The sequence below is a fragment of the uncultured Dokdonia sp. genome (assembly GCF_947492535.1).
Classification (GTDB): Bacteria; Bacteroidota; Bacteroidia; order Flavobacteriales; family Flavobacteriaceae; genus Dokdonia.
Genome location: NZ_CANLNH010000018.1, coordinates 33,614 through 56,887, shown reverse-complemented (window position 1 = coordinate 56,887; position 23,274 = coordinate 33,614). Strand labels below are relative to the sequence as shown.

Below are 23,274 nucleotides of genomic sequence, written 5' to 3'. Positions count from 1 at the left end.
CATGACTATGTAACGAAATACAAGAAATGTTCGTCTCTTTGGTATATCAATCTTTTAATCTTTAAAAACGAACAATTATGAAAAATCTAAAAATGTATGTAGTAGCTATTTTATTAGCAGCAGGAACAACCGTATTTGCAAACAACTCAACTCCTAAAGTTGAAGAAAAAAAAGTAGATGTTACTACTCAAATTGCAGAATTGCTTAAAAATCCAGAAATGGAGATTAATGAAGACATTAAAGCAAAAGTGACTTTTATGGTGAATGACAAAAAAGAACTTGTTGTTATTAATGTAGACACAAAAAACGAAAGTGTAGATGCTTTTATTAAAAGTAGACTTAATTACAAAAAATTAAACACACTAAAAACTGGAGAGGAGTGGGTTGTACCTGTGCGTATTGTACCCGCCGTTTAAGTAGTACACATTAAATTATCATTTGTAAAAGCCGAGCTCATCACTCGGCTTTTATTTTTATAAATACATTATGAATAGACCTATTGCTAATTTATTTTTGCTTCCTATCTTTACCTCATGATTAAAAAGCTATCTGTAATCGCTATTATTCTTGTTTTAGCATGTGTTTTCACAACGAACCTTCAAGCTCAAAATCAGTTTAAACGACTTTCTGAAGATGCAGAAATAAGTATTATTACCATAGGTCCTGGTCCCGATCTATATGACTCTTTTGGACATACAGCTATACGAGTACACGATGATGCTATTGATATCGATTGGGTTTTTAATTATGGGTATTTTGATTTTGACACTCCCAATTTTTACACAAAATTTGCTAGGGGAAAGTTACTATACATCCTAGCAGTAACAAAATATGAAGATTTCATTGATGGATATAAAGAGCAGCGACGTTGGGTAAAATCTCAAACGCTATCCTTAAATTATCAAGAGAAAACCACCTTTTTTGAATTCCTTAAAAAAAATGCAAGTCCGAAAAACAGATCATATCAATATGATTTCTTTTATGATAATTGCGCAACACGACCTGTAGATGGATTAGAAAAAGTAATTGATGAGCAGCTTACAATTGATTATAGTAGTTTTCCAGAAGGATTTACCCATAGAGACCTCATACGCCACAATGTGCATTGGAATACATGGGGAATGCTAGGAATGGATGTAGCTATAGGTTCTGTAACAGATAAACTTGCAACAAAAAAAGAATATGCCTTCTTACCCGAGTATACAATGGAGGCTTTTGCTAATTCAAAGATTTCGGATGGAACGATCCAACGACCTCTTGTTTTAAAAACGGAAACATTGCACATTCCTGAAGAAGAAAATATTTATAAAGAATCTTTTATCGTAAGCCCTATTGTTATTATAAGTCTTCTTTCTTTACTTTTAGTATATATAACGTATAGAGATTATAAAAATGAAACGTCTTTAGGACTTGTAGATACACTTATCTTATTGTTTACAGGAATCATAGGACTTCTCTTAGCCTTTTTATGGTTTGGTACAGAACATAGCACTACAAAATGGAATTACGATTTATTATGGGCATTCCCATTTCACATCATAGCCAGTTTTGTTATTAGAAAAGCAACACCTCCTAAATGGATATATCCCTATATAAAACTTTCTATTATTATGTTAGCTTTATTGGGGTTTCATTGGATAGTAGGAGTACAACGATTTGCCTATGCACTTATCCCTTTATTTATTGCCCTAGCAATACGATACATCTATATGTTAAAAGTGATAAAGAAAAGTAGAGAGACTACTCAATAATGTATGTTATTGACCTCTGTAAAATACAACAGTACTTATTGTTTTAAGCACAATACTTAAATCCATAAATAAGTTACGGCGTTTTATATAATACAAATCAAACTGTAATTTTTCTAAAGCATCGTCTGTAGAACTACCATAACTCCCCATTACTTGTGCCCAACCTGTTAATCCGGGTTTAACAACATGTCTGGTTTCATAAAAAGGAATTTTTTCAGAAAGCTCTCTTACAAAAACGGGACGTTCTGGTCTTGGTCCTATAACGCTCATTTCTCCAAAAAGGACATTAAAAAATTGTGGAATTTCATCTATTCTAGAACGTCTCAAAAATTTACCAAAACGCGTAATACGCGTATCATTTTTTTGTGCCCACATTGCCCCATCTTTTTCGGCATCAGTCACCATAGTACGTAACTTTATGATTTTAAAAGCAAAACCATTACGACCTATACGTTTTTGTGTATAGAAAATTGGCCCTCTATTTCCTATTAAATTTCCTATTAAAATAAATGGAAAAATCACTAAGAAAAAAGCAATTCCAATGAGTGCCATAATAATATCAAATAATCTATGAAATAGCTTATAGAACTTATTTTGATTACTTCTACTAAAAGGAAAGTAACGATAAAAATCTTTATCTACATACTGTACAGGAATACGTTGTGTAATCTCCTCATATACCTGCATATATTCTCGTATAGGAAAACCAGATTCCAATAAATTTATGAGTTGTAAATATAGGGGTTTAGAGACACCATCACTATAATCACTTGCTACTACAATTTCAGAAATCCCATTTCTAGACACCGTAAACGTCAAATTTTCTATAGGGTATTCTTCTACTGTTTCGGGCACTTCCCCTACTCCATTAGAGCTATCTGTATTGATATATCCTACTATTTTATAATTAGGATCTGCTCCTTCAAGATTATTAATGATTTTTTTAATATCAAATGAATCTCCAACAATTAATACTCTTTTATAAAAACGTGGGGATGATATAAGTGTAATATACAACCATCTCCACACTAATATACCAAAGGTCATGGCTAAGAAAAAGTAAATAATTTGGAGTCGATTCTCTGGTAATTCTGGTGTATAAAAAGGAGTTAATAAATAAAACAATGCAGTTACAGATACCGTAAGGATTGTATTTTTAAGAATGGTTTGAAACTTTGAGGCTTGTTGTAGGTTGTATAATTCAAATACAGTCCCGAAGATATTTAGATACCCGGTTAATAAAATAATCCACAACCAGTTTTCTTGACTTATTTTAAAGTAATCAAAATCAAAAAAATTACCAACCAATTGTAAACATGCAAGCACAAATAACGTATCCAGTATACGCAAAAGGATTTTACGTTCAGAAATTTCAAAATGAATATCTGGTAATAGTGCCATAAAGGGGGTTAGTTAGGGTAAAGATATTATATTTTTTTAGGAGAGCACCTCGTTCCAAGAAATTTTGACAAGTCTCCAATCAAAATTTTGAACACTTTCTCTTGCCTGTACTGATATTTCACGTGCAATATCAGTATTATCAATCAATAATATAAGTTTTTCTACAAAAGTTCCTATATTTTCTGGCGGACATAAAAGACCGTTCTGTGTATCTTTTATTAAAAACGGAATACCACCTACGTTTGTTGATACGACAGGGAGTCCTAAAGCCATTGCTTCTATAATGCTAACAGGGGTATTATCAAAATTGGTCGTATTTATAAATATATCATGAGAGGCTGCAAGTGAGATCCATGCTTCCTTCGATAATTTCCCTGTAAATGTCACTGGAAGGTTATGCGCTTTCGCGAAAGCGGAACAACGATCAAAACTTTCATCTTTTTTAGGCCCAATCATGGTTAATGTTGCTTCTGGATAGGTTTTTTGAAGTTCTTGTAAAACCTGAAGCGCCATCATAGGATTATAGATAGTTGCAAAAGAACGTACCCATAATAGTTTAGGTGTATATCTTTCTCTTTCTTTAAAAGGGTATTTAGAAAGATCTATTGTATTTGGAATATGACGTATGTTTGTATATCCTTCTTTTTGAAAAGCTTCCATCAAATAATGAGATGGGGCGATGTTTATATATGCATTTTGAAAAAGTTTTCTAGCACTAGAAACACTTCTCCTAATACGTTCTGGCAAATTCCCTCCATGAAGGATTGGGATATATGGTATTTTATATAATCTACAGAGTTTAGCTACATATACTGCATACCAATAGTTTGTAGTACTATAGGTATCTATCAGCACGATATCAATATGTTTTCTATGTTTACGTACAGCAGAAATCATATCCAAAAAACGGCCTATTTTATTCTTAATGCATGATACAACAATGACATCATATCCTTCTTCACGTAGTGATGTACTAAGTGTTTCTATCGTAGTTACAGTAACGTTTTTATGCGTTAATGCGTTCCCTATGTATAGGACTTTTTTTCTTTTCATTTACGATATTTAAAAGGCATAACGAATAAATAAAAGCGGGTGCTGCTATACGCATAGAGGAGTGATTTATAGTTAAAAACCAAAAACCAAGCATAGAGAAAAATAAGAAATTGCGCCTATTTGCTAGCCTATAAATTAAAGGGTAAACACCTAGAATTATAAGTGCTAAAAGGCCAGATAATCCATGTTCTGATAACATACGACTCAATTCATTATGAGATGCTGCCGATATTCCTTCAGTTTCTTCTCTATATTCTTTAATCTTTCCAACCCCAATGCCAGTTAATGGGTTATCAAAAAAAGCTTCCAATTCTGATGATATCAATTCTTTTCTTCCTGTACTTAGATCTTCTTTTATACGCCCCGCTGCATCTTTATTTGCATATCTTTTATCAATAAGCCCAGAAGTTCTTACAGAGGTTAATAGATACGTAAAGGAAGCCGTAAGTACGAGAAATAATATAGGACCTAGTATTCGTTTTTTCTTTTTAATATTAACTGCTTTAAAATAAAACAAGATAAATGCTACACTAATAATTAAAGCCGTAAGCACACCTCCTCTTGAAAACGTAACAATACCTCTATACGTTAGCAACGATAAAAGTCCTAAGTTAACAGCCAACATAATTACATTTTTACTATTCATAAATAGCTGTACTACGAGACAAAACATACCTATTCCTATAGCTGTAGCTACTTGGTTAGGTCCAAAACCTCCAGATGCTGCATAATTAGAGCCTGTACCTGATAATATATCTCTAGTATCTGGCGTATAAAAAAATAAATATACCCCCATAGCAACTGTAGGCATTAAAAGTGACCATAAGACATACTGTAATTGTTTTCTAGTAATTTTACGATCAACACAATATAGTGCTGCTATTCCTAAACAAAAGGGACCGCTTAAATTAAAAATAACTGCTTTTCTAAAATCAGTACCATAATCAAGCGTAGAAGAAGCATATATAATACCAGGAATTAATAATAATAAGTATAACCAATATGGACCAGATTTTCTAGATGTTCCACTAAAAAAAAGGCCTAATAATATAAATCCAATAACACCATATTTACCTGCTTCGTATACAGGAATAGGAGAAGCATCTGTCATCCTAAAAAGCACTTCGGCACCAGTCACATAAGCTGCGGCATATAATGCTTCATTATTCTTATTCCCATTTTTAAATAAGTAAAAAAGAAAAATTCCTATGCTTGCTACAAAATAAAACTTTGCAAAAGGTCTAAATGCATAAATTGCAAACCCAATAACTACATGTATGGTAATCAAAAACAGGTATGGATTTTTCAAAAGTTTCATGCGCTTAGTTCAGTATAAAAATTTAATAATAATTGTACTGAAGATGATTCACTATAAAAATTGGATACCCTATTCTTAAAATCAGCTCCTTTCTTAGATCGATATGATGTATTATTCATTAACTTCATTAAAACTTCAGGTCCTTGTTTTTCTAGATCATCAATCACTTCACCATTTTCTTGAATCACCTGTGCACATTGCCCCACATTTGTGACCATCACTGCTAATCCTGCAATTCCATATTCTAATAATGCCAAAGGCAATCCTTCAGATGTAGAAGCTAACACACCTATATCCATCTTCTTTAAAATTGCAGCAACATCTTTTCTACTATCGTACAAAGAAACTACATTAGAAAGATCATGGGAAGTTATAAATTCTTTTACAGAAGCACTGGTATCATCATTAAAATCTTTTCCCACCAAATGTAGTGTCCAATCTGGAAATTGAGTAGTAATTTCTTTAAAGATCCTCAATAGTCCTATATGATTTTTCTGAGGGCGTAAATTTGCAAGACATACAATACGTTTTCCGTCTATTCCTGAAATTTCGGTTGTTAGCTCTTGGTTCTTATTTTCTACAACAAAATTAGGGAGAAAAATCACTTCTTTGCAATGCAAATGAGTCTTTGCCCAAGTTGCCAAATCTTCATTACATGCAACAATGCCCGACATATACTTAGAAATAACTTTAAGTAATTCCTGCGAAGGTCTTTCTTGTACAAATTCACTTAGACCATAATGATCATGCCATATAAGTTTAAGGGTAGGATGCATCAATTTTATAAGAAAAGCGGTATAAACAGATGTTGAGTGTGCATGTAACACATCTATTTTATGCTGTTTTATAAACTTTATAATTTTTCGCACTGCTTTAAGGTCATAAAAACTTCGCTTATCTGCTATAAAAACAGGAACTTCCTGATGAATGGCACTTTCTAAAATACCTCCTCTACGAGTTGCGCAAATAGCTGCAAAAAACGAATGATTTACACTTGCATTTGCAAGATTTACAGCCATACGTTCTGCTCCTCCTGCATCTAGTGTATCAATAAGTTGTAATACCCTCATAGCAATTCTTTTATTGAATTTTCAAACGTATCTAACGTATATTGATGAGACCATTGCTGTCCATTTACAGCCATTTTCTCTAATTGCTTTTTGTCTTTTAACGCTTTCGCGAAAGCGGAAACATCCTTACTCACATCCATATCTAATAATACTCCTCTTGTCCCTTCTCCTACCATCCACGGGACACAGGAAATTGGAGTCACTAGTGGAATTACTCCCCAAAACATAGCCTCTGCAATCACTTTAGGCCATCCTTCTGACTTAGAAGGTAGTATCAAAAAGTGAGCATTTTTATATGCTTGTTGAACGACTTCTGTAGGTTGATTACCATGTAATATAACCTTAGTATGTAGCTTATGAGATGTCAGATATTTTTCAAGTAGTTCTCTTTCTTGACCTTCACCATATATATCTAAGTGTATATCTAAGTCTTGATCAAGGCAAGCTTTTGCCCATTCTAAAACATACAAAGGTCGTTTCCCTGGAGATAAACTCCCTACAAAGAGAATTGTGATTGGATTCTCAAAAATGGGTGTCTTAATAGTAGGTACATCATCATCTCTATAAGTAGCTGTAAAAAAGGATTTGATATTTTTACTTTGATTCGGCCAATTACCATAAACCAATACTTGCATGTTTCTGGTCAAAAACTCATTTCCTACAATCCATTTTTGGAGCTTGTAACTTATAGGTTGTTTTGCTTTTGGACTCCAATTACCTGCATATTTTACTGTTTTTTTCTTCGATGGAAAAAACAATTGCACCACCGAAGCTATTAAAGCTATGGTCGCCGGACAACGTAAATGAATATGATCTGCTTGTTGCATTGCTTTAAATAATCGAAAAACGATTATAGGAATTGCAATAATTGATTTAAAAATAGCAGTGATTGTTCCAAAACTAATAGCGGGTATAGAAATAACGTCTATATCTTTTCTGTCAAAAGGAGCTTTTAATAGCTTTTTTTCATAAGACGTAGGAGAAATTATAGTTACCTGATCTACATGCGAAAACCAAAGATTCATTTCTTTTACATAGGGTGCATACGAATAATACGCGCTATTTTCTAAAAGTGTAGGTGCTAATGTGATAACTAGAAAGCGCATCAAATATATCCTTTTGAATCATTAGTACTTACTGCCTTCGCTGGAACCCCAACTACTGTAGTTGCCTCTTCTACATCTTTTACTACTAAAGAATTAGCGCCTATCACTGCATTATTTCCTATAGTAATATCTCCAGCTAGTGTTGCATTTGCTCCAATATATACATTATCTCCTACTACAGGAACACCTCGATGTGCTCCCCTTCCACTTACTCCTATAGTAACTCCTTGTGATATATTGCAATTATCACCTATCACAGCATTGGCATTGATAATAATGCCTCCAAAATGTCCTATATAGAACTTATGTCCTACTGTTGCGCTGTAGGGTAATTGAATGCCAGTAACAATTTCTATATACTTTTGAGAAAACACCCCCCATAAAAGAAGAATACTTTTAATAGGTTTCGGTAATTTACTTCTGTAAATACTATTAAAAAAGCGATAACAACACAAAGCCCACAACCCTTGCTGGGTCATTAAAAGTATGAGTGTAGACTTGCCACTATACTTCTTATACTTTATGAGGTCTTCTGTAAATCGCATGGATTTTATATGTGTTTTGGTTTGTTAAATATAAGGCTTAACCATCCATAAATTCGACCTAAACTTTCGTTAAGTGCTGCTTTTTTGTCTTGACCTCGTATTGCATTACTTACTCTTACCAATGTTAGCACAAAAGCGGTGAGGTTCCATAAAAGCCGTTGTTTCAAAGTAGGGTTTTCGTATTTACTTCTCCATATATACCATCCATTACGGAGTACCATTTTGCCATATTTAAAATGATTAGGTCTTCCTCCAGGATCATGGTAATGGTGTAATTGTGCATTTGTATTTATATACAGATGTCCTTTTTTTGACAAACGCAATGTATAATCTGCATCTTCATAGAGTCCATATCCTTCAAAATATTCAGAAAATTTCTGAGACTTTAAGGCACATATTCTATAAGAAGCGACACCTCCCATTAATTGTTCTACTTGATACGTTTTTCCTGAAGGAGGTAAAAAACTAATCGATCTTCCATGAGAGAAGGTGGGTAAAAATCCCGGAGGTCTATTAGCATCTAGCCCTAACTTCTTTCGCAAGACATATCTAGAACCATCAGAGCGCACATAGCCATCATAATAAAACTGATTGATTGCCGGTGTAAAGGGTTGTTCTACTTTTTCCCACGAAACCTCATTAACAATATAACCGCCTACTCCTAATGCTTCAGGATATTCTTGATAGGTGGTAAGTATTTCTTCAAAATAAGTAGGTTCTAACACAATATCATCATCAAGGAAGCATACAATTTCGATGGCATCTCCTACCCGATCAATTCCATAATTACGTTGCTTTGTCAGCCCTCTATGCGCTGGAGGTACTTTATAATAGGTAAGGTTTTTATATACGCTCCTGCCTGCCGGCGAGGCAGGTTCGCGAAAGCGGTCTTCGGTAGCATTATCTGTAGAACCATCAATAATCAAAATCTCATCTGGGTATTTTGATTGCAACTGGACACTATCTAGTAATGTACACACCGCTACTGGTCGCATGTAGGTACAAACAATTAAACTCAGTTTCCTGTTATGCATCTAGAGGTAATTTTTTAGCCCAATGAGTACTGTTTTTCCAAGCCTTCTTGAAGTATGAAATATAAGAAAAAGGATTTTTGATATCTTGATTAAAATAATATTTAAAGAAAAGTATCCATTTATACCCTTTTAACTGCTCTTCAGTGGTATTTTTTATACGATGATAAAGAATTTGAGGTGCAGGTTTTGGACGTATTTTATCATCATCCCAAGGGAATACAGGTAAACTTCTAAAGCCTCCTATGGGTGCTTTTAGATGCTTAATCTGAATATCTGGTGCATAAATCACATCATATCCAAGTGTACGTATTTGCATGCCAAAATCTACATCTTCTCCATATCCGTGTTCTAATGCCATATCAAAAGATGTATTTTCAACGACGTCTTTATGTACTACAGAACATCCAGAGCCAAATGTCTTCCATTGTTTATAAGTGCTGTGTTTTTCTACTTCTCCTTCTTGTAAGCAAGATATATTAATACAATGAGTTCCAGTTTCTTTAATAGCATTTTCAATTTTCTCTAAAATATCAGTGTCAAACCTAATATCATCATCAAAGAAGAAAACCCAATCTGAGCTTATTTTTGACAATGCAAGATTACGTGCATGACAAGCGCCTGTTTGATGGATGAACTGATGCTCTATAGAAAACGGCCATTCTTCTGAAGTTATATACCCCAATTCAGAGGTGCTATTTAGGTCAGGATTTTGTTCTACAATTATAATTTTCTTAGGAAGAATCGTTTGTTTAGAAAAATCGTTAAGTACATCATATAAATATTTCTTCCTGCCCAAAGTTGGAATAACCACATCTACTTCAAATATATCTAACACCGTTTTCGAGGATTGTATCGGAATCTTAGCGATGTCTAAATGAGGTGTATTTCTCTTCACAAATAATAATGCATATACAAATGCAATGAGTGGAAATTTTTTCTCATATCTCATTTGAGATATGCATAAGAAAAAAAGCCATGATGTCTTAAAATGTTCTTTCACAAAAGCATACTGCTTGTGTAAGCTTGCTTTTCTTAGTGTACTTTTTTGGGGGTCTGAATGTAGTAACAACGGCTCATGATAACAGAGTAATCCCGATGTCTGTCCTTTTCGCGCAAGCGAATTTAAAAAGTAATCAAAACCTCTAGTAACAGTAATCTGGTTTCCTATTGCTAGTAAAACACTGGCATGTATGGCTCCAGCAGCGCTACTCATACACCAAGTAGGGTATGTAGTACTTGTATTTATTTTTAAAAAGGGACTGTCTTCTATATAGCCTATAGATGGTGATAAAAAAGGTGATGAAGCATCTCCATTACTTATCATTCGTCTTTTATGATGTAATAGATTTGAAAATACCTCTGTATTCAATATATCTTTATTATCAAAATGACACCAAACAATCCATTCTTCTGGATAATTTTTAGCAATAGCTAGTAAAGCTTGAGTAGGCTTTTCTTCTTGTATAGAGATAGGTATATTCTGATCATCTACTATCGTTTTTACAGTATTGTGTATGTGATATAAAAAGATCATACAGAAGTAATACGTTTATAATACTTGATATTCTTTTCTGCGATTTCGTCTTGAGTAAAATTTGATATAATACGTTTGCGCGCTTGTGTACCCATTTTTCTTGAAAGGTCCATATCTTGTATCAAAGTAACGATTGCTTTTGATACTTTCTGTGTATCATCAGGATCTGAAATATAGCCTGTTTCTCCGTTTACCATTAACTCTTTTGCCCATCCAATATCTGATGTTACCATCGCTTTTTCTAATGCCATCGCCTCCAGCCAAGTCATAGGAAATGCCTCTGCGTAGCTTGGAAGGCATACTATTTGAGCTTTTCTAATAGCATCTGCGACTTCACTATATGGGATTTGAGATGTATATGTTATTTGAGCTAATGCCTCTTTACTGCATATAGATTGTATCAATTTTATTGTACTACTCCCTGTTTTTACGTCTGTAACATCCTTACCTATAAATGTCAGTTGAGCTTCAGGTTCTTCTTGAATTACTTTATTAAAAGCTTCGGCTAGTGCAAGTACTCCTTTTTTACGAATTATCGTTCCAAAATATAAAATAGACTTAGGCACGATCTTACTATGGTCTGGTGTAAACATTGTAACATCTACTCCATTATGTATGGTCGTAATTGTTTTTTTTATTCCAAATAATGAAACGGTCTTTTCAGCTGCAAAAACACTTACTGATAGAATATAATTTGCGTTTGTCAATGCTTTTTTCTCAAAATAATAATTCTTCTTTTTTTGAGATCTTCCTTCTAAATGACAAAAGTATGTATCTGATCCATGCAGCCTTATCACTACAGGAATTTGAAATTTCATAAATGAAGTAATGCCTGTCCAATCTGGAGCTTCTATTGCCGTTATATTGGTTTGTTTTACAACCTTATTTATATAACGATTAATGTGTTTTCTATATAAAAACCATCCTCCTATTCGGTAGTTTTTATGTTTGATAAGATGTAAAGTAACACCTTGATCTTCCAATACGACATCTTCAGATTGGCTATATACAAATACGGTTACTTTTATATGCTTTCGCGAAAGCGCAACAGCAAGATTTTTAATACTAGTCCCTATTCCCGCTGCGCGTTGTATACGTGGATGTGGGTATTCTGGAGTAAGAAAGGCAATATGCATTTAATTTCGAATAAATCGTTAACAATGCGTTTTATAAAATTTTTACCACAAAATGGTAATTCCTAGTTGCAATATTAGGGGAATATTGACTAATATAAAAGATATCTTTATAGCATTATGATTTTTTCTAGTTATTGAATTTTTATAATCAATTGATTCTTATTCTATTCTGTTGTAATATTCTGAATGTATCTTTTTAGTACCCTTATAAGATAATATTTTATCATAAGTTGAATCAACTATTTTAATTGTAAATTGCAACAATAATTCGTGTTAAAAATCAGGGAAAAACTGCTTATGAAAATAACAACATATATCAAAAAAGATACGTTGTATTTTGTTTTAATTACTTTGAGTTTTTTATCATTATTAAGAGCTCTTATCGTTCCTATTTTCGCAGATGAAATTACCTATAAAAACCTAGCAGACAGCATCATGGAAGGTAGGTATTATTTAAACAACCAACCATCTACAGTTACACCCGTCATTCCTTTTATCATGTCTTTGTTTTATAGCGCATTGGCTCCTACAGTAGGCATTATACTTATGAAATGTTTCAATATACTAATGATGTGTTTTGGATTCAGATATGTTTATTTATTTCTAAAATCGCAAGGTGTTGATATACGAATTGTCACTGCTATACTAGTTCTTACTCTTACAAATACGACGAGTATTGCTTGGTTTTCTAGAATATATCCTGAAGCTATTTTATTTTTTAGTTTTTGGGGGTTTTTATATTATTACACAAAAGAAATATCTATTTCTAATTTTAGAAAGATGCTGTTCTTTTTTGCGCTATTAACTCTTACAAGATATTTATATATTTTATTGGGAGTATTTGTTCTCATATACTATTACAAATGCTTTTATAAAAAAGCATTGAATCGTCGCGACAATATTCATATTATATTAAGTTCATTAGTAATTGCGATTCCATTATTAATATGGTTTAAATACGTGTATTTTATTGAACAAAATCAAACATCGGGCATCAGTTATTTTCATAGATTTAAGGAAGATAATATCTTCATATATAATATAAAGTGTGGTTTAGGATTACTACAACATCACGAAGTAAATAAAATAAACGGTATTCCTGCATTTATCTCATTATTTGTACCCATAACAGGATTGCGAAACTTTCTAATTAGTATTGTTTTAATTGTTTTATTTTTGTTAGGCTATATCAAAGCAAAGAAGAGTTATGGTATCGTAATTTTGTTTAGTAATATCCTTATAATTATGGTAGGTTTTATTCTTGCTGGTACGGGATTCAGTCGATATTGGTTACTATTACTTCCTGGTTTTTATTTAGGATATTATTATATATATAAAACGTTTAAATTAAAAGATGAATGGTTTATCCGTATTACAAAATGTATTTCTATAGTATATGTTCTTAATGAACTCAGACTTGATTATATGGTCATTACTGCGCATTTATAATTCGTAAACCTTTTATTAAATAAACCACTATCTATGTCTTCGCTTTTAGTGTATATGCCAGCTCTTAATGAAGCAGAAACTATTGCTTCTGTACTAAACTCTGTTCCTAAAAAAATAGCTGGGTTTACAAAAGTAGATCTACTTGTCATAAATGATGGCAGTACTGATAATACTGAAAAAGAAGCCCTCAATGCGGGTGCTCATGTAATAAACCACAAAACAAATAAAGGAGTTGGAATGGCTTTTCAAACAGCCGTTAATTATGCTCTAAAGGTCAAAGCTACTATTATAGTAAGTATTGATGCAGACGGACAATTTGATGTAAATCAAATCCAAGAGATGGTAGCTCCTATTGTAAATAAAGAAGCTGATTTTTGTATAGGTAATAGATTTCATGGTATAAAGCCTCAGAACATGCCTTCTATTAAGTATTTTGGGAATAAGAAGGTAAATAGTATTGTAAGCTTTATATGTAAAGAAAAAATTGAAGACGCGTCTTGCGGCTTTAGAGCCTACTCTAAAAATGCTTTAATAAACCTTAATTTACTTGGAGATTTTACATATACGCACGAAACCATACTTGATTTAATCAATAAAGGTTTTATTGTAAAACAAATTCCTGTTAAAGTTACATACTTTGAAAATCGAGTTTCTAGGGTTGCTAATAATGTTATAGCTTATGGATTTAAGACATCCAAGATTATTTTAAAATGCTTTAGAAACTATAAACCATTTTATTTTTTTGGGGGTATCGCACTTTTCTTTTTTTCAATTGCGTTATTTCTAGGAATATTTGTATTTATTCATTGGTTATCTACTGGTTATATTACACCTTATAAGTCATTAGGGATTCTAAGTTTAATATTGTTTTTAACTTCAATATTATTCTTAGTATTGGCATTACTCGCAGATATGCTTGGAGGAATACGACAAAATCAAGAGAAAATATTACTTCTTACAAAACTTCGCTTGTATGACAGAGATTGACCATTCTAAATTAAAAGCAACTCCAGAGACAGAAGATTTTGCTGGAAAATATGAAAATGAAGGTATGATAGCAAAATACCTTGTTACTAATTATTTCAAGTCTGTACGCAAACTACTTGAAAAAATCCCTACTGTACAATCAGCTCATGAAATTGGAATCGGAGAAGGAAGATCTACCTCTATTTTGAGTGAACTTGTTCCAAATTTATCGGGTTCTGAATTTGTAGAACATTTGGTTCCATTAGCAAAAAAAAACAATCCTACTCTTTCCATTTTTCAGGAGAGTGTCTACGAGCTCAAATATGAAAATGAACACGTAGATCTAGTTTTTTTATTAGAAGTATTAGAACATCTTGATTATCCTGATGTTGCTTTGGATGAAATAAAGAGGATATCAAAAGAATATTTAATTTTAGGAGTTCCTCGAGAACCTTTATGGCGCATTCTTAATATGGCAAGATTTAAATACTTAAAAGATTTAGGTAACACGCCTGGACATTTAAATCATTGGTCAAAAAAATCACTTATCAAATTAATCGAAGCAAAATTTGGAAAAGTAATCGCTGTAGAAAACCCTATTCCTTGGACCATAATACTGGCAAAGAAGCATACATCTTAAATCAAAGATTTCAAACCATACCTATACGTTAAGAGCAAATTACTGTGTATTTAAAGAAAATTAAGACTATCATTTCAAAAAACAGTACACTATTTAAGAGGTATATTGTTATCAGTCTTATTAGTTATGGGTTTGTGTTTTCTAGTTTGTATCTTTTAATAGATATATTTCACATAAATAAAACCCTTGCTTTTATTATAACATACGGGATTGCTTATATTTTCTTATATAAAGTACAATTAACTCACTTATTTAAAACAGCACATGATTCTTATAAATTAATACGTTTTTGTGCTGCTCTTTTATTTTTCTATATCTGTGCAAATCTTTTATATAATTTGGGACTTTATCTAGGATTCCATTACCTGGTTTCCACAATATTAACAAGTGCTATATTAATGCCTTTACGTTTTATTGTTTTTAAAATATTTGTCTATAAAGCCAATCATCAATAAAAGGTAATAAATCAGATCCCTTCAAAATATTGAAACGAATTTAGTGTACACAAGTTTAGTAAAACAGTAAAATGAGTTTTACTGAGGATCAAAGCAAGTTTAACATATACTATTGAGTACGTCTTACTAATTTCTCAATACCGTTCCATATTCTATTCGGAGCTTCTATCGCTGGTTGTTTATTAATCACTGCAAACCAATCATGAGCGGCAGCTACCGTGTTAGGAACTCCTTGTAACATCTTTTCTATAGAACTAGCAATGATATTTGGATGATCTAACCATATCACTGCTTCGGGTGATGGCATAGATCTAAAATGTACAAAATCATATAAATATACGCCTTTCTGAGCCTCTTCCTTATCGTTAAGATAATTGTAATTCATATACGCACAAGCCTTTCCTGCTGTTACATAATCGAATACCATACTAGAAGCCAGATTAATAACAAATTCTGTATGTGCTATTAGATTAATTTGTAAGTGTATATCTTCTCTTGTAGGTAGTATGGTATTCCATCCATCTCCTATTTTATTCCATAAAGGAGGGAGTACTACAATCACATCTTGAAATTCATTAATTACTGCATCATATCGCGTAGAAAAATCAACAGGACATCTCCTAAAAATAAGCCCTAACGCATGTCCTTTTCCATTTAAAGTACGCACTGCGCTAGCTATATCTCTAAGGTATAATTCGTCTTTAGGAGAGGTTGTAATATCATCACCACTAAAACAAATATATTTCTTGGTAAGATCTAGGGTATGTTCTTTATAAAATGCTTCTTTGTTTAGTAACGCTTCTTTTTGAAAATGAGGTTCAAACTGAGGAGTCCCTGTGATTATAATTTGTTCAGGTTGTATATAACGTTGATAATGTAACAACTCTTTTTTCATATGATCACTCCATACAAAATAATGATCACTTGTGACCACTGTCGTAGCTTTAGGCACATTATCCCACGAAAAAATATAGGATGTTGTAGGTATTCCTAAGTCTTGTGCTGCTGTAAGTGGGGATATGGCAATCACAGATCGTTGACTTGCACAAAATAATATATCCGGTTGCTCTCTTTCCAGCATTTCTTTACAAGAACGATAATACGCTGTTTTACGCTCTTGAGCAATCATACGTTTTCGAATCGTCAATAAACCAGATTCAGAACCGTATCTATAACAAAACCATTTTATTAACGCTTTTTTTAGTCTCGCTTTTAAGGAACCTGAGGGTAATGGAAACTTATATGATTGATATACCTCATCTTGATCGCGTTTTGAAAAAAGATTTAATTCAATACGTATACATGCGGTTTTTAATACATCTGTAAGCCAGTGCGGTTTTTCTTTTTTAAAAACCACTTGATTAAACCCTAATTCTTCAAGGTCAAAAGGAGTATGATTCCAGAATAAGACTTCGTGTCCTTTTTCTAATCCTTTTTTATAAAAAGAAGTGTATGCAAAATTCCTAAGGCTTACACCATCAGGCAATAACACAAGTACTTTTTTACTCATACGAGGCAGTAATGATTGGTTTGTTTGTTTTATGTAGGTGTGCTTGCTTCAAATATAGTACAATCCCTTGATTTGCTAACACATCATGAGCTTTTCTAATCGTATCTGGAGTAAAATCTTTGATGCGGTATTCTTTAGAGCTTTCTGTTTCTCTTTGAGATACAGGTTGTATCGTATTCATTATATACCCTTTTACAATAGCGGGATATAATGCACCTGCTTTTTCAATCAACCTATTACCTATACTATGAATGGTATCATCTTCATATAATTCTTCAAGCCGTACTTGGTGTAAAATCCCACCCGCATCTACTTTTATAGTGGCTATGTGTATGGTGGCTCCTATGCATTCAAATTCATTATTGACAATTGGAAAAAAATTGGTTCCAGATCCTTTGTAATAAGGAGAAAGCCCTAAGTGAAGATTGAGTACTTTATTAGGAAACTTTTCCAGAATCATCGGCTTTATAATAGAGGTTCCAAATAGTACTATATAATCAACGTTATACGCTTCTAAACGCGCTAACGTCTGCTCAGAATTTATAGTGCCATACTTTAAAGAAATATGTGGCACCTCTTCTGGAAAGCTTTTATATGCTCCAAAAAACTGCTCTTCCGTTGCGGTTCTATCTTTAAAATGCGTGTCTAACAATTGCTGATCTTCTTCAGGATACCCACTACTATCTTCAATCTTTTGACTTTTTTCTTCGGTGATAATAACCACAATATCTAGCTGCGATTTCAATTGTGCAGCAATATATTTGTGTCTAAGATGATTACTAGTGAATAAGGCGATGCGCATGCTCAAAAGCTTTTTGGTTTTTACCTAAAGGTAAGTCATTACAGTCAAAACGTTTTAGCAACAAAGGGTGTTCATTTCCTGTATTGATACTTCTTTCCATAGTAAACCCTAATTGATGTCCTGTGTTTTTAGCTATTTCATCTACCGGAGAGGCACACGCCTCTTGGCTACCATACGGGTAACTTACATAAGGAATCCCTTGGTTGGTAAGTTGTTCTAGATAGTTTTTTGAAGTTACAAACTCCTTCATAATCTCATGACGATCTAAATATCCTAATGGCACATGACTGTGTGTATGATTACCTAACATGCCTTCTTTTGCAAGCTGTATAAGATGTTCTTCTGTCATATAAAGATCATTCACTACTTGATGACTATCAAAATGGGCGTCAAAAATAGTTTGTATAAGATTATGCTGTTCTTGAAGTGATAATTTAAAATTCAATGTAAATTTTAAGCAAGCCGTTTCTTCATCATCATAATTATAATGTACAACAGCCTGTTTTTTCTCTTTATCGGATAATTGTGTTTTTCCTTTCGCATCAAACTTTTTAAGAATATCAAAAAAGTCAGATGTAGACATTTGAGATCGAAGTAGATGTATCTTATGTACTAAGGTGACTTCTTTCTCAATAAAATTGAGACTATTGATAAAGAATAACGCTTTGACATCTAGTGCATCTAAGATAGGTTTTGCTTTAAGATATTGTTCTTTAAGCCCGTCATCAAAGGTGATTAACACATAATTGGTAGGTGATTTTATAACTTCATCATAATTTTCAAGTAATTCTTGAGGTGTGATATAGGTCCCTATTTCTTTGATAGCGAGTAATTGTTCTTTAAAGAAGGTAGGTGTTACCCCAAAAATACTAGGGTACGGAGTGGTAAAATCGTCTCTTATGTAGTGATAATTACTTACAGTAAGCATATAAGGGGAATTAATGACGAAGCGAAGATACTAATAAGCTTGTATTGACCCATTGCCAAATATGAAAACTACTATCTTGATCTCCGTTTATATAGGCGTCCCATTCTTCTTTTAATTTTTCATACTCAAACCAAGGATGCTCTTTAAAGACGTCTAACGTCTCAGACACCCAATCTTTAAGGTCTTCTGCTAGCCATTCCCGTTGCGGTGTTTGTAAAGGACGTTTAGGTGCGTACGTAATCGTATCTGATAGATATTCAGAGACTATAGATCGCAATACATATTTCTGAATACCTTCATGAATTTTATACGCTAAGGGCTGTGCAAATGCAAACTCTACCAATCTATAATCCAAAAAAGGCTCTCTTAACTCCGTACTAGATTGCATAGACACACGATCATTAAAACGCAATGCTCTTGGGATTTTCGTGTAAAATAAATCTCGGTATTGTAGATTTAAGACACGATCATCAAATGGTGTTGGGTATGTTGGTTTTTTTGCTTTCGCGAAAAATTCCTCAGCCAGTACAGAAGTTCGAAACGGAGATTTGGACACCCCTTGAATCACACTATTAGAATTCTTCGTATAATAATCATAACCTGCCCATTGCTCATCCATTCCTTGACCATCTAAGAGCACCTTCACTCCTTTGGAACGTGCTTCTTTAAAAAGTTCACCATAGGCTACCGTAGGTACACCTCCATAAGGTTCATCTTGTTGAGCACTCATTGTTTCTGCAAGAGATGCCAAGTCATCTACCTTCAGTTTTACTTTTGTTAATGGATTTTTAGTATGTGAAATAAGTCCTTTTACCCAAGGAAGTTCATCGTATCGATCATCTCCTGTATAAAATGTAAAAGCTTCTATATTCTCTCCATCATCCAACCGATTTACCAAAGCAAGCAAAGCTGAACTATCCAATCCTCCACTTACATTAAATCCTATAGGCACATCTGCTCTAAAACGAAGTTGAATACTATGATCTAACAATTGTAAATACTGCGACTTAACTTCTTCAAAAGAAAGTGCAGTTTTATATTTCTTTACCTCCTCTTCAAAATGATACCATTTTTGTATTTCAGGTAATGACGTATTCAATGTTAAAGAATGACCTCCTGGCAATTGTTGTATGCCTTCCCAAAATGTCTCTTCAGGCATTCCATAACTTCCAAACGCAAAGTAATTTGCCCAAACAGACTCGTTGGGTGATTTAGAAATTCCTGCAGCAAACAAACTTTTTATTTCTGAAGCAAAATAAAAGGTATCATGTACAATGGTATAATAAAACGGTTTTACACCAAAACGGTCTCTAGCAGCAAAAAGGTACTGCTCTTGGGTGTCCCAAATCGCAAAGGCAAACATTCCATTAAGTTTAGAAAGACATGCCTCTCCCCACTTTTGATATGCTGCTAATAAAACTTCGGTATCTGAGTGTGTTGTAAAAGAATATGCAGCTGCTAATTCCTCTTTGAGTTCTATATAGTTATAAATCTCTCCATTAAAAACAATGATATATCGCTTATCCTGAGAAAAAAAAGGCTGATTTGCTTCTGAAGATAAATCTATAATAGCCAATCTATTATGTCCTAAAGCTACTCCGTCTTCAATATATCTTCCTGTATCATCAGGACCTCGATGCGTTTGTGCTTGAAGCATAGCATCGAGTTGTGTTTGTGAAGCTTTATTTCCTATAATTCCGGCAATACCACACATTAGTCTTGAAACTTTTTAACGAGTTCTTCTGCTAGTTTCCAATCCTCCATCGTATCAATATTCACATGCCATTCAGGATCAGATTCTATATAACTAATACTTGAACCATACAGCGAATTTTGCTCTAGCAACACGTCACTTTTTGTAATATAAATAGCACCATCACGGATATATGCATCAGGTAAATCTTGTCTCCTTTTTATGATTTCTTTTTCGCCTGTAGCAATATGTAGTTTTCCATCTTCTGAGGCTTCAAATACCCAATGCGGATTATATTCATGAGGTACTTTTAATACAGAGACTAATGAATCTGTGTTTGCTTTCGCGAAAGCGGAAACAGCATCATCAATCATAGTTGCACTACGAAAAGGATTGGTTACCTGTAATAAACATACAGCATCATACTGCTTTCCTTGTGCTTGCATATATCGCAATGCATGCTGTACCACACCTAATGACCCAGAACGATCTTCGGCCAATTCTTGTGGACGTGTAAAAGGAACAGAAACGCCTAAATCACTGGCAAGCGCCATTAACTCTTTATCTTCTGAAGAAAAAATTAAGGTGTCTAATTGTGAGGCTTGTAATCCTGCGGCTATGGTATATTGTAATAAAGGCTTCCCTCCTAGTAGTTTTTTGTTTTTACCAGGAATTCCTTTACTTCCGCCTCGAGCAGGTATAAGCCCTAGTACTTTCATTAATACGTAATCGTTTTATGATATGACAATGTACATGTAGCTAATATATCGGCTATTTTTTCTCCTGCTTCTCCATCTCCATAAATAGGCGATGATGTTTTACTAGGAGCCGCTATCTGTTGCTTAATAGCCTCTCTAATGGCTTCTTTGGTATAATTTACATCAATGACATTATCTCCACGGTCTCTTCCGTGTTGACGCGTTCCTATATTTACTACAGGCACGCCCAAATAAGCGCATTCACGTATCCCGACACTACTATTTCCTATGAGACATTTTGAATTGACAAGAAGTCTCAAAAAGTCGTTCGGTTCCATATTTTTAAAGAAACGTATATTTTTTGGGTTTACGCTTTCACGAAAACTTCTAATCCCATTACTCGTTCCATCAGATCCTGCATCTACATTAGGCCAAAACCAATAGGTAGGAATCCCTAATTCGTGCACCACTTCAAGAGTGGTCATTACATCTTTTTTGGCTTGCCCATACTCTGTAGTTACAGGGTGTTGCATCACCACTAGATATGCTGCATCTTTTGCAATAGTTGCTCCTACACCTCCATATTTTTCTGATGGATGAAACGTAAGTGCTGGATTTTCTTTTACATTTTTGGCAATATCTATAGAGGGGCATCCGGTATTATATACCATCTTTTCTTCTTCTCCTAATTTAAGCACACGTGACTTTGCACTCTCACTTGCTACGAGATGAATATCTGCTAGTTTGGTATTGGCATGACGTACTTTCTCGTCTATATTTCCTGTAACCTCACCCCCTTGTATATGTACTAATGGAATATTTTGATAAGCTGCTGCAATAGAGGTTGCGATGGTTTCAAAACGATCTGCAATGGTCACAACCATATCGGGTTGTAGTTTGTAAAATACGGTTGCGAGTTCCATGACACCTAATCCTGTGGTTTTTGCCATGGCTGTTTTGTTCTCACCTTCCAGTACCATAAATACTTTCTCGGCAATTTCAAAACCATCTTGTTCTATATAATCGACCGCATTTCCATAACGTCCTAATAAGGCAGAACCTGCAATCACGAGTTGCAATTCTAAGTTAGGATGTTTTTTGATAGCTTGTAAAGCGGTTTTAATCCTACTATATGAAGGTCTCGCTGTTACTACCACACATACTTTTCGGTTACTCATGTTCAATATCAGATTCGGTTAGAAAGTCCCACTTTTGTAATTCTTTTGTAATTGGTCTTCCAATTACGGTTTCAAATTGAGAAGCATCTATACCATATCCTTTTGGTTTTTTTGCTTCTAAATCATCAAAAGTGAGTATATGTCCCTTCGGCAATGCTTTATTTACCGATAAAGATTTTTCAAAAATACGTTTTAATTCGGCAAATTGGCTATTGTTTGATTTATCAATAGGATGCTTTCGCGAAAGCGTAATACCCCTAACACTTTTTGTCATTACTGGGATATCTTTAATTTCTATAGAAGAGGTTGCATCGGGTCCAAAATCAGTATGATTAAAAACAGCATGAAATTCTAAGATTTCTGCTCCTAATGCCGTCGCCGCAATACAGGTTCCTATATCTGCCGAATGATCTGAATATCCTATAGGTACCTTATATCTATCTTTTAATTCTTGTATCACATTTAATCCGTATTGTTCTGGAGCTGTAGGATAACTCGTTGTGCATTGTAAAATTGAAAAATCTACGTTCTTTCCTTTTAAAAAAGCGACCGTCTCATCTAGTTCTTTGAAAGAACTCATCCCAGAAGATACAATAACCGGTTTTCCTGTAGCAGCAATTTTTTCTAATAACAGAAAGTTATTGACTTCTCCAGAGCCAATTTTATAGCGTTTAATTCCTATGTCCTCCAAAAGGTCTACCGCTGCATTACTAAATGGAGAAGACATAAATTCTAATCCGGCTTGATCACAGCGTTTTTTTATTTCTACCCACTGTTCTTTAGAAAACTCCATACGTTTCCAATAATCAAAACGCGTGGCATCTTGATCTGAAAACTTCACTCTAAAAGGCTCATGAATGCTACTTTCTGCCTCTGCAATATGCGTTTGAAACTTAATAGCGTCTATGCCTGTTCCAGAAAGCGCTTCTATATAGTCATATACTTTTTGGATACTTCCGTTATGTGCTTGTGCTATTTCTGCTATGATAAACATAAATATATCTTGA

Annotated in this window: 21 protein-coding genes; 5 read left to right on the top strand and 16 right to left on the bottom strand. The window is 33.7% G+C overall.

The window, feature by feature from the left end:
• Nucleotides 1-77: 77 nt before the first annotated feature.
• Together Q1A60_RS18960 and Q1A60_RS18955 are read left to right on the top strand one after the other, a co-directional pair.
• Entirely contained in the window at nt 78-416 is a 339-nt protein-coding gene (locus Q1A60_RS18960) for a hypothetical protein (protein WP_299768882.1), read from the top strand.
• Between the two features lie 117 nt (nt 417-533).
• Entirely contained in the window at nt 534-1,751 is a 1,218-nt protein-coding gene (locus Q1A60_RS18955) for a DUF4105 domain-containing protein (protein ID WP_299768879.1), read from the top strand.
• A gap of 6 nt (nt 1,752-1,757) precedes the next feature.
• Here Q1A60_RS18955 and Q1A60_RS18950 read toward each other — a convergent pair whose 3' ends face one another.
• Genes Q1A60_RS18950 through Q1A60_RS18910 form a run of 9 tightly spaced genes read right to left on the bottom strand, consistent with a single transcriptional unit; the run spans nt 1,758 to nt 11,948 of the window.
• The gene (locus tag Q1A60_RS18950) at nt 1,758-3,152 is read right to left on the bottom strand and encodes a sugar transferase (RefSeq protein ID WP_299768876.1); all 1,395 of its coding nucleotides are present in this window, start codon (nt 3,150-3,152) and stop codon (nt 1,758-1,760) included.
• A 36-nt stretch (nt 3,153-3,188) separates the two neighbouring features.
• A complete protein-coding gene (locus Q1A60_RS18945) occupies nt 3,189-4,205 on the bottom strand; it encodes a glycosyltransferase family 4 protein (protein ID WP_299768873.1) in 1,017 nt (338 codons plus the stop codon).
• Complete coding sequence (locus Q1A60_RS18940; protein WP_299768870.1) at nt 4,159-5,523, bottom strand: O-antigen ligase family protein; 1,365 nt, start codon at nt 5,521-5,523, stop codon at nt 4,159-4,161. Before Q1A60_RS18940 ends, Q1A60_RS18945 begins: the two co-directional genes overlap by 47 nt.
• Nucleotides 5,520-6,593, bottom strand: coding sequence for a glycosyltransferase (locus Q1A60_RS18935; protein ID WP_299768867.1), 1,074 nt, complete (start codon nt 6,591-6,593; stop codon nt 5,520-5,522). The genes Q1A60_RS18940 and Q1A60_RS18935 overlap by 4 nt, the downstream gene beginning before the upstream one ends.
• Nucleotides 6,590-7,699: a glycosyltransferase family 4 protein gene (locus tag Q1A60_RS18930; RefSeq protein WP_299768864.1), complete on the bottom strand. Its 1,110-nt coding sequence runs from the start codon at nt 7,697-7,699 to the stop codon at nt 6,590-6,592. The genes Q1A60_RS18935 and Q1A60_RS18930 overlap by 4 nt, the downstream gene beginning before the upstream one ends.
• Nucleotides 7,699-8,244, bottom strand: a complete 546-nt coding sequence (locus tag Q1A60_RS18925) for a serine O-acetyltransferase (RefSeq protein ID WP_299768860.1) — start codon at nt 8,242-8,244, stop codon at nt 7,699-7,701. The genes Q1A60_RS18930 and Q1A60_RS18925 overlap by 1 nt, the downstream gene beginning before the upstream one ends.
• A 5-nt stretch (nt 8,245-8,249) precedes the next feature.
• Nucleotides 8,250-9,278, bottom strand: a complete 1,029-nt coding sequence (locus Q1A60_RS18920; RefSeq protein WP_299768858.1) for a glycosyltransferase family 2 protein — start codon at nt 9,276-9,278, stop codon at nt 8,250-8,252.
• Nucleotides 9,271-10,812: a glycosyltransferase family 2 protein gene (locus Q1A60_RS18915; protein ID WP_299768855.1), complete on the bottom strand. Its 1,542-nt coding sequence runs from the start codon at nt 10,810-10,812 to the stop codon at nt 9,271-9,273. Before Q1A60_RS18915 ends, Q1A60_RS18920 begins: the two co-directional genes overlap by 8 nt.
• Entirely contained in the window at nt 10,809-11,948 is a 1,140-nt protein-coding gene (locus Q1A60_RS18910) for a glycosyltransferase family 4 protein (protein WP_299768852.1), read from the bottom strand. Before Q1A60_RS18910 ends, Q1A60_RS18915 begins: the two co-directional genes overlap by 4 nt.
• Nucleotides 11,949-12,245: 297 nt before the next feature.
• On the opposite strand from Q1A60_RS18910, the gene Q1A60_RS18905 reads away from it, so the two are divergent.
• Genes Q1A60_RS18905 through Q1A60_RS18895 form a run of 3 tightly spaced genes read left to right on the top strand, consistent with a single transcriptional unit; the run spans nt 12,246 to nt 15,003 of the window.
• Nucleotides 12,246-13,397, top strand: a complete 1,152-nt coding sequence (locus Q1A60_RS18905; protein WP_299768849.1) for a hypothetical protein — start codon at nt 12,246-12,248, stop codon at nt 13,395-13,397.
• A 33-nt stretch (nt 13,398-13,430) separates the two neighbouring features.
• On the top strand, nt 13,431-14,384 hold the full coding sequence (locus tag Q1A60_RS18900) for a glycosyltransferase family 2 protein (protein WP_299768845.1): 954 nt from the start codon (nt 13,431-13,433) through the stop codon (nt 14,382-14,384).
• Complete coding sequence (locus Q1A60_RS18895; protein WP_299768842.1) at nt 14,371-15,003, top strand: class I SAM-dependent methyltransferase; 633 nt, start codon at nt 14,371-14,373, stop codon at nt 15,001-15,003. The genes Q1A60_RS18900 and Q1A60_RS18895 overlap by 14 nt, the downstream gene beginning before the upstream one ends.
• 564 nt (nt 15,004-15,567) lie before the next feature.
• Here the strand turns inward: Q1A60_RS18895 and Q1A60_RS18890 are convergent.
• Genes Q1A60_RS18890 through Q1A60_RS18860 form a run of 7 tightly spaced genes read right to left on the bottom strand, consistent with a single transcriptional unit; the run spans nt 15,568 to nt 23,261 of the window.
• Nucleotides 15,568-16,968 carry a UDP-glycosyltransferase gene (locus tag Q1A60_RS18890; protein ID WP_299768839.1) on the bottom strand — a complete coding sequence of 467 codons (1,401 nt, stop codon included), beginning with the start codon at nt 16,966-16,968 and terminating at the stop codon, nt 15,568-15,570.
• Complete coding sequence (locus tag Q1A60_RS18885) at nt 16,961-17,770, bottom strand: formyltransferase family protein (protein ID WP_299768836.1); 810 nt, start codon at nt 17,768-17,770, stop codon at nt 16,961-16,963. The genes Q1A60_RS18890 and Q1A60_RS18885 overlap by 8 nt, the downstream gene beginning before the upstream one ends.
• A complete protein-coding gene (locus tag Q1A60_RS18880; protein ID WP_299768833.1) occupies nt 17,748-18,698 on the bottom strand; it encodes a polysaccharide deacetylase family protein in 951 nt (316 codons plus the stop codon). Before Q1A60_RS18880 ends, Q1A60_RS18885 begins: the two co-directional genes overlap by 23 nt.
• Nucleotides 18,699-18,708: 10 nt before the next feature.
• Nucleotides 18,709-20,412: an asparagine synthase (glutamine-hydrolyzing) gene (asnB, locus tag Q1A60_RS18875; RefSeq protein WP_299768830.1), complete on the bottom strand. Its 1,704-nt coding sequence runs from the start codon at nt 20,410-20,412 to the stop codon at nt 18,709-18,711.
• Entirely contained in the window at nt 20,412-21,110 is a 699-nt protein-coding gene (locus Q1A60_RS18870) for an acylneuraminate cytidylyltransferase family protein (protein ID WP_299768827.1), read from the bottom strand. Before Q1A60_RS18870 ends, asnB begins: the two co-directional genes overlap by 1 nt.
• The gene (gene neuC / locus Q1A60_RS18865) at nt 21,110-22,267 is read right to left on the bottom strand and encodes a UDP-N-acetylglucosamine 2-epimerase (RefSeq protein ID WP_299768824.1); all 1,158 of its coding nucleotides are present in this window, start codon (nt 22,265-22,267) and stop codon (nt 21,110-21,112) included. Before neuC ends, Q1A60_RS18870 begins: the two co-directional genes overlap by 1 nt.
• Nucleotides 22,260-23,261 carry an N-acetylneuraminate synthase family protein gene (locus tag Q1A60_RS18860; protein WP_299768821.1) on the bottom strand — a complete coding sequence of 334 codons (1,002 nt, stop codon included), beginning with the start codon at nt 23,259-23,261 and terminating at the stop codon, nt 22,260-22,262. Before Q1A60_RS18860 ends, neuC begins: the two co-directional genes overlap by 8 nt.
• Between the last annotated feature and the right edge of the window lie 13 nt (nt 23,262-23,274).

Excerpts from the sequence above, each read along its gene's own strand:
- Q1A60_RS18945 (WP_299768873.1), bottom strand. The coding sequence starts at position 4,205 with ATGAAAAGAAAAAAAGTCCTATACATAGGGAACGCATTAACGCATAAA.
- Q1A60_RS18880 (WP_299768833.1), bottom strand. The coding sequence starts at position 18,698 with ATGCTTACTGTAAGTAATTATCACTACATAAGAGACGATTTTACCACT.
- Q1A60_RS18890 (WP_299768839.1), bottom strand. The coding sequence starts at position 16,968 with ATGAGTAAAAAAGTACTTGTGTTATTGCCTGATGGTGTAAGCCTTAGG.
- Q1A60_RS18925 (WP_299768860.1), bottom strand. The coding sequence starts at position 8,244 with ATGCGATTTACAGAAGACCTCATAAAGTATAAGAAGTATAGTGGCAAG.
- Q1A60_RS18955 (WP_299768879.1), top strand. The coding sequence starts at position 534 with ATGATTAAAAAGCTATCTGTAATCGCTATTATTCTTGTTTTAGCATGT.
- Q1A60_RS18885 (WP_299768836.1), bottom strand. The coding sequence starts at position 17,770 with ATGCGCATCGCCTTATTCACTAGTAATCATCTTAGACACAAATATATT.
- asnB (WP_299768830.1), bottom strand. The coding sequence starts at position 20,412 with ATGTGTGGTATTGCCGGAATTATAGGAAATAAAGCTTCACAAACACAA.
- Q1A60_RS18930 (WP_299768864.1), bottom strand. The coding sequence starts at position 7,699 with ATGCGCTTTCTAGTTATCACATTAGCACCTACACTTTTAGAAAATAGC.
- neuC (WP_299768824.1), bottom strand. The coding sequence starts at position 22,267 with ATGAGTAACCGAAAAGTATGTGTGGTAGTAACAGCGAGACCTTCATAT.
- Q1A60_RS18870 (WP_299768827.1), bottom strand. The coding sequence starts at position 21,110 with ATGAAAGTACTAGGGCTTATACCTGCTCGAGGCGGAAGTAAAGGAATT.
- Q1A60_RS18905 (WP_299768849.1), top strand. The coding sequence starts at position 12,246 with ATGAAAATAACAACATATATCAAAAAAGATACGTTGTATTTTGTTTTA.
- Q1A60_RS18910 (WP_299768852.1), bottom strand. The coding sequence starts at position 11,948 with ATGCATATTGCCTTTCTTACTCCAGAATACCCACATCCACGTATACAA.
- Q1A60_RS18920 (WP_299768858.1), bottom strand. The coding sequence starts at position 9,278 with ATGCATAACAGGAAACTGAGTTTAATTGTTTGTACCTACATGCGACCA.
- Q1A60_RS18950 (WP_299768876.1), bottom strand. The coding sequence starts at position 3,152 with ATGGCACTATTACCAGATATTCATTTTGAAATTTCTGAACGTAAAATC.
- Q1A60_RS18960 (WP_299768882.1), top strand. The coding sequence starts at position 78 with ATGAAAAATCTAAAAATGTATGTAGTAGCTATTTTATTAGCAGCAGGA.
- Q1A60_RS18915 (WP_299768855.1), bottom strand. The coding sequence starts at position 10,812 with ATGATCTTTTTATATCACATACACAATACTGTAAAAACGATAGTAGAT.
- Q1A60_RS18900 (WP_299768845.1), top strand. The coding sequence starts at position 13,431 with ATGTCTTCGCTTTTAGTGTATATGCCAGCTCTTAATGAAGCAGAAACT.
- Q1A60_RS18940 (WP_299768870.1), bottom strand. The coding sequence starts at position 5,523 with ATGAAACTTTTGAAAAATCCATACCTGTTTTTGATTACCATACATGTA.
- Q1A60_RS18860 (WP_299768821.1), bottom strand. The coding sequence starts at position 23,261 with ATGTTTATCATAGCAGAAATAGCACAAGCACATAACGGAAGTATCCAA.
- Q1A60_RS18935 (WP_299768867.1), bottom strand. The coding sequence starts at position 6,593 with ATGAGGGTATTACAACTTATTGATACACTAGATGCAGGAGGAGCAGAA.
- Q1A60_RS18895 (WP_299768842.1), top strand. The coding sequence starts at position 14,371 with ATGACAGAGATTGACCATTCTAAATTAAAAGCAACTCCAGAGACAGAA.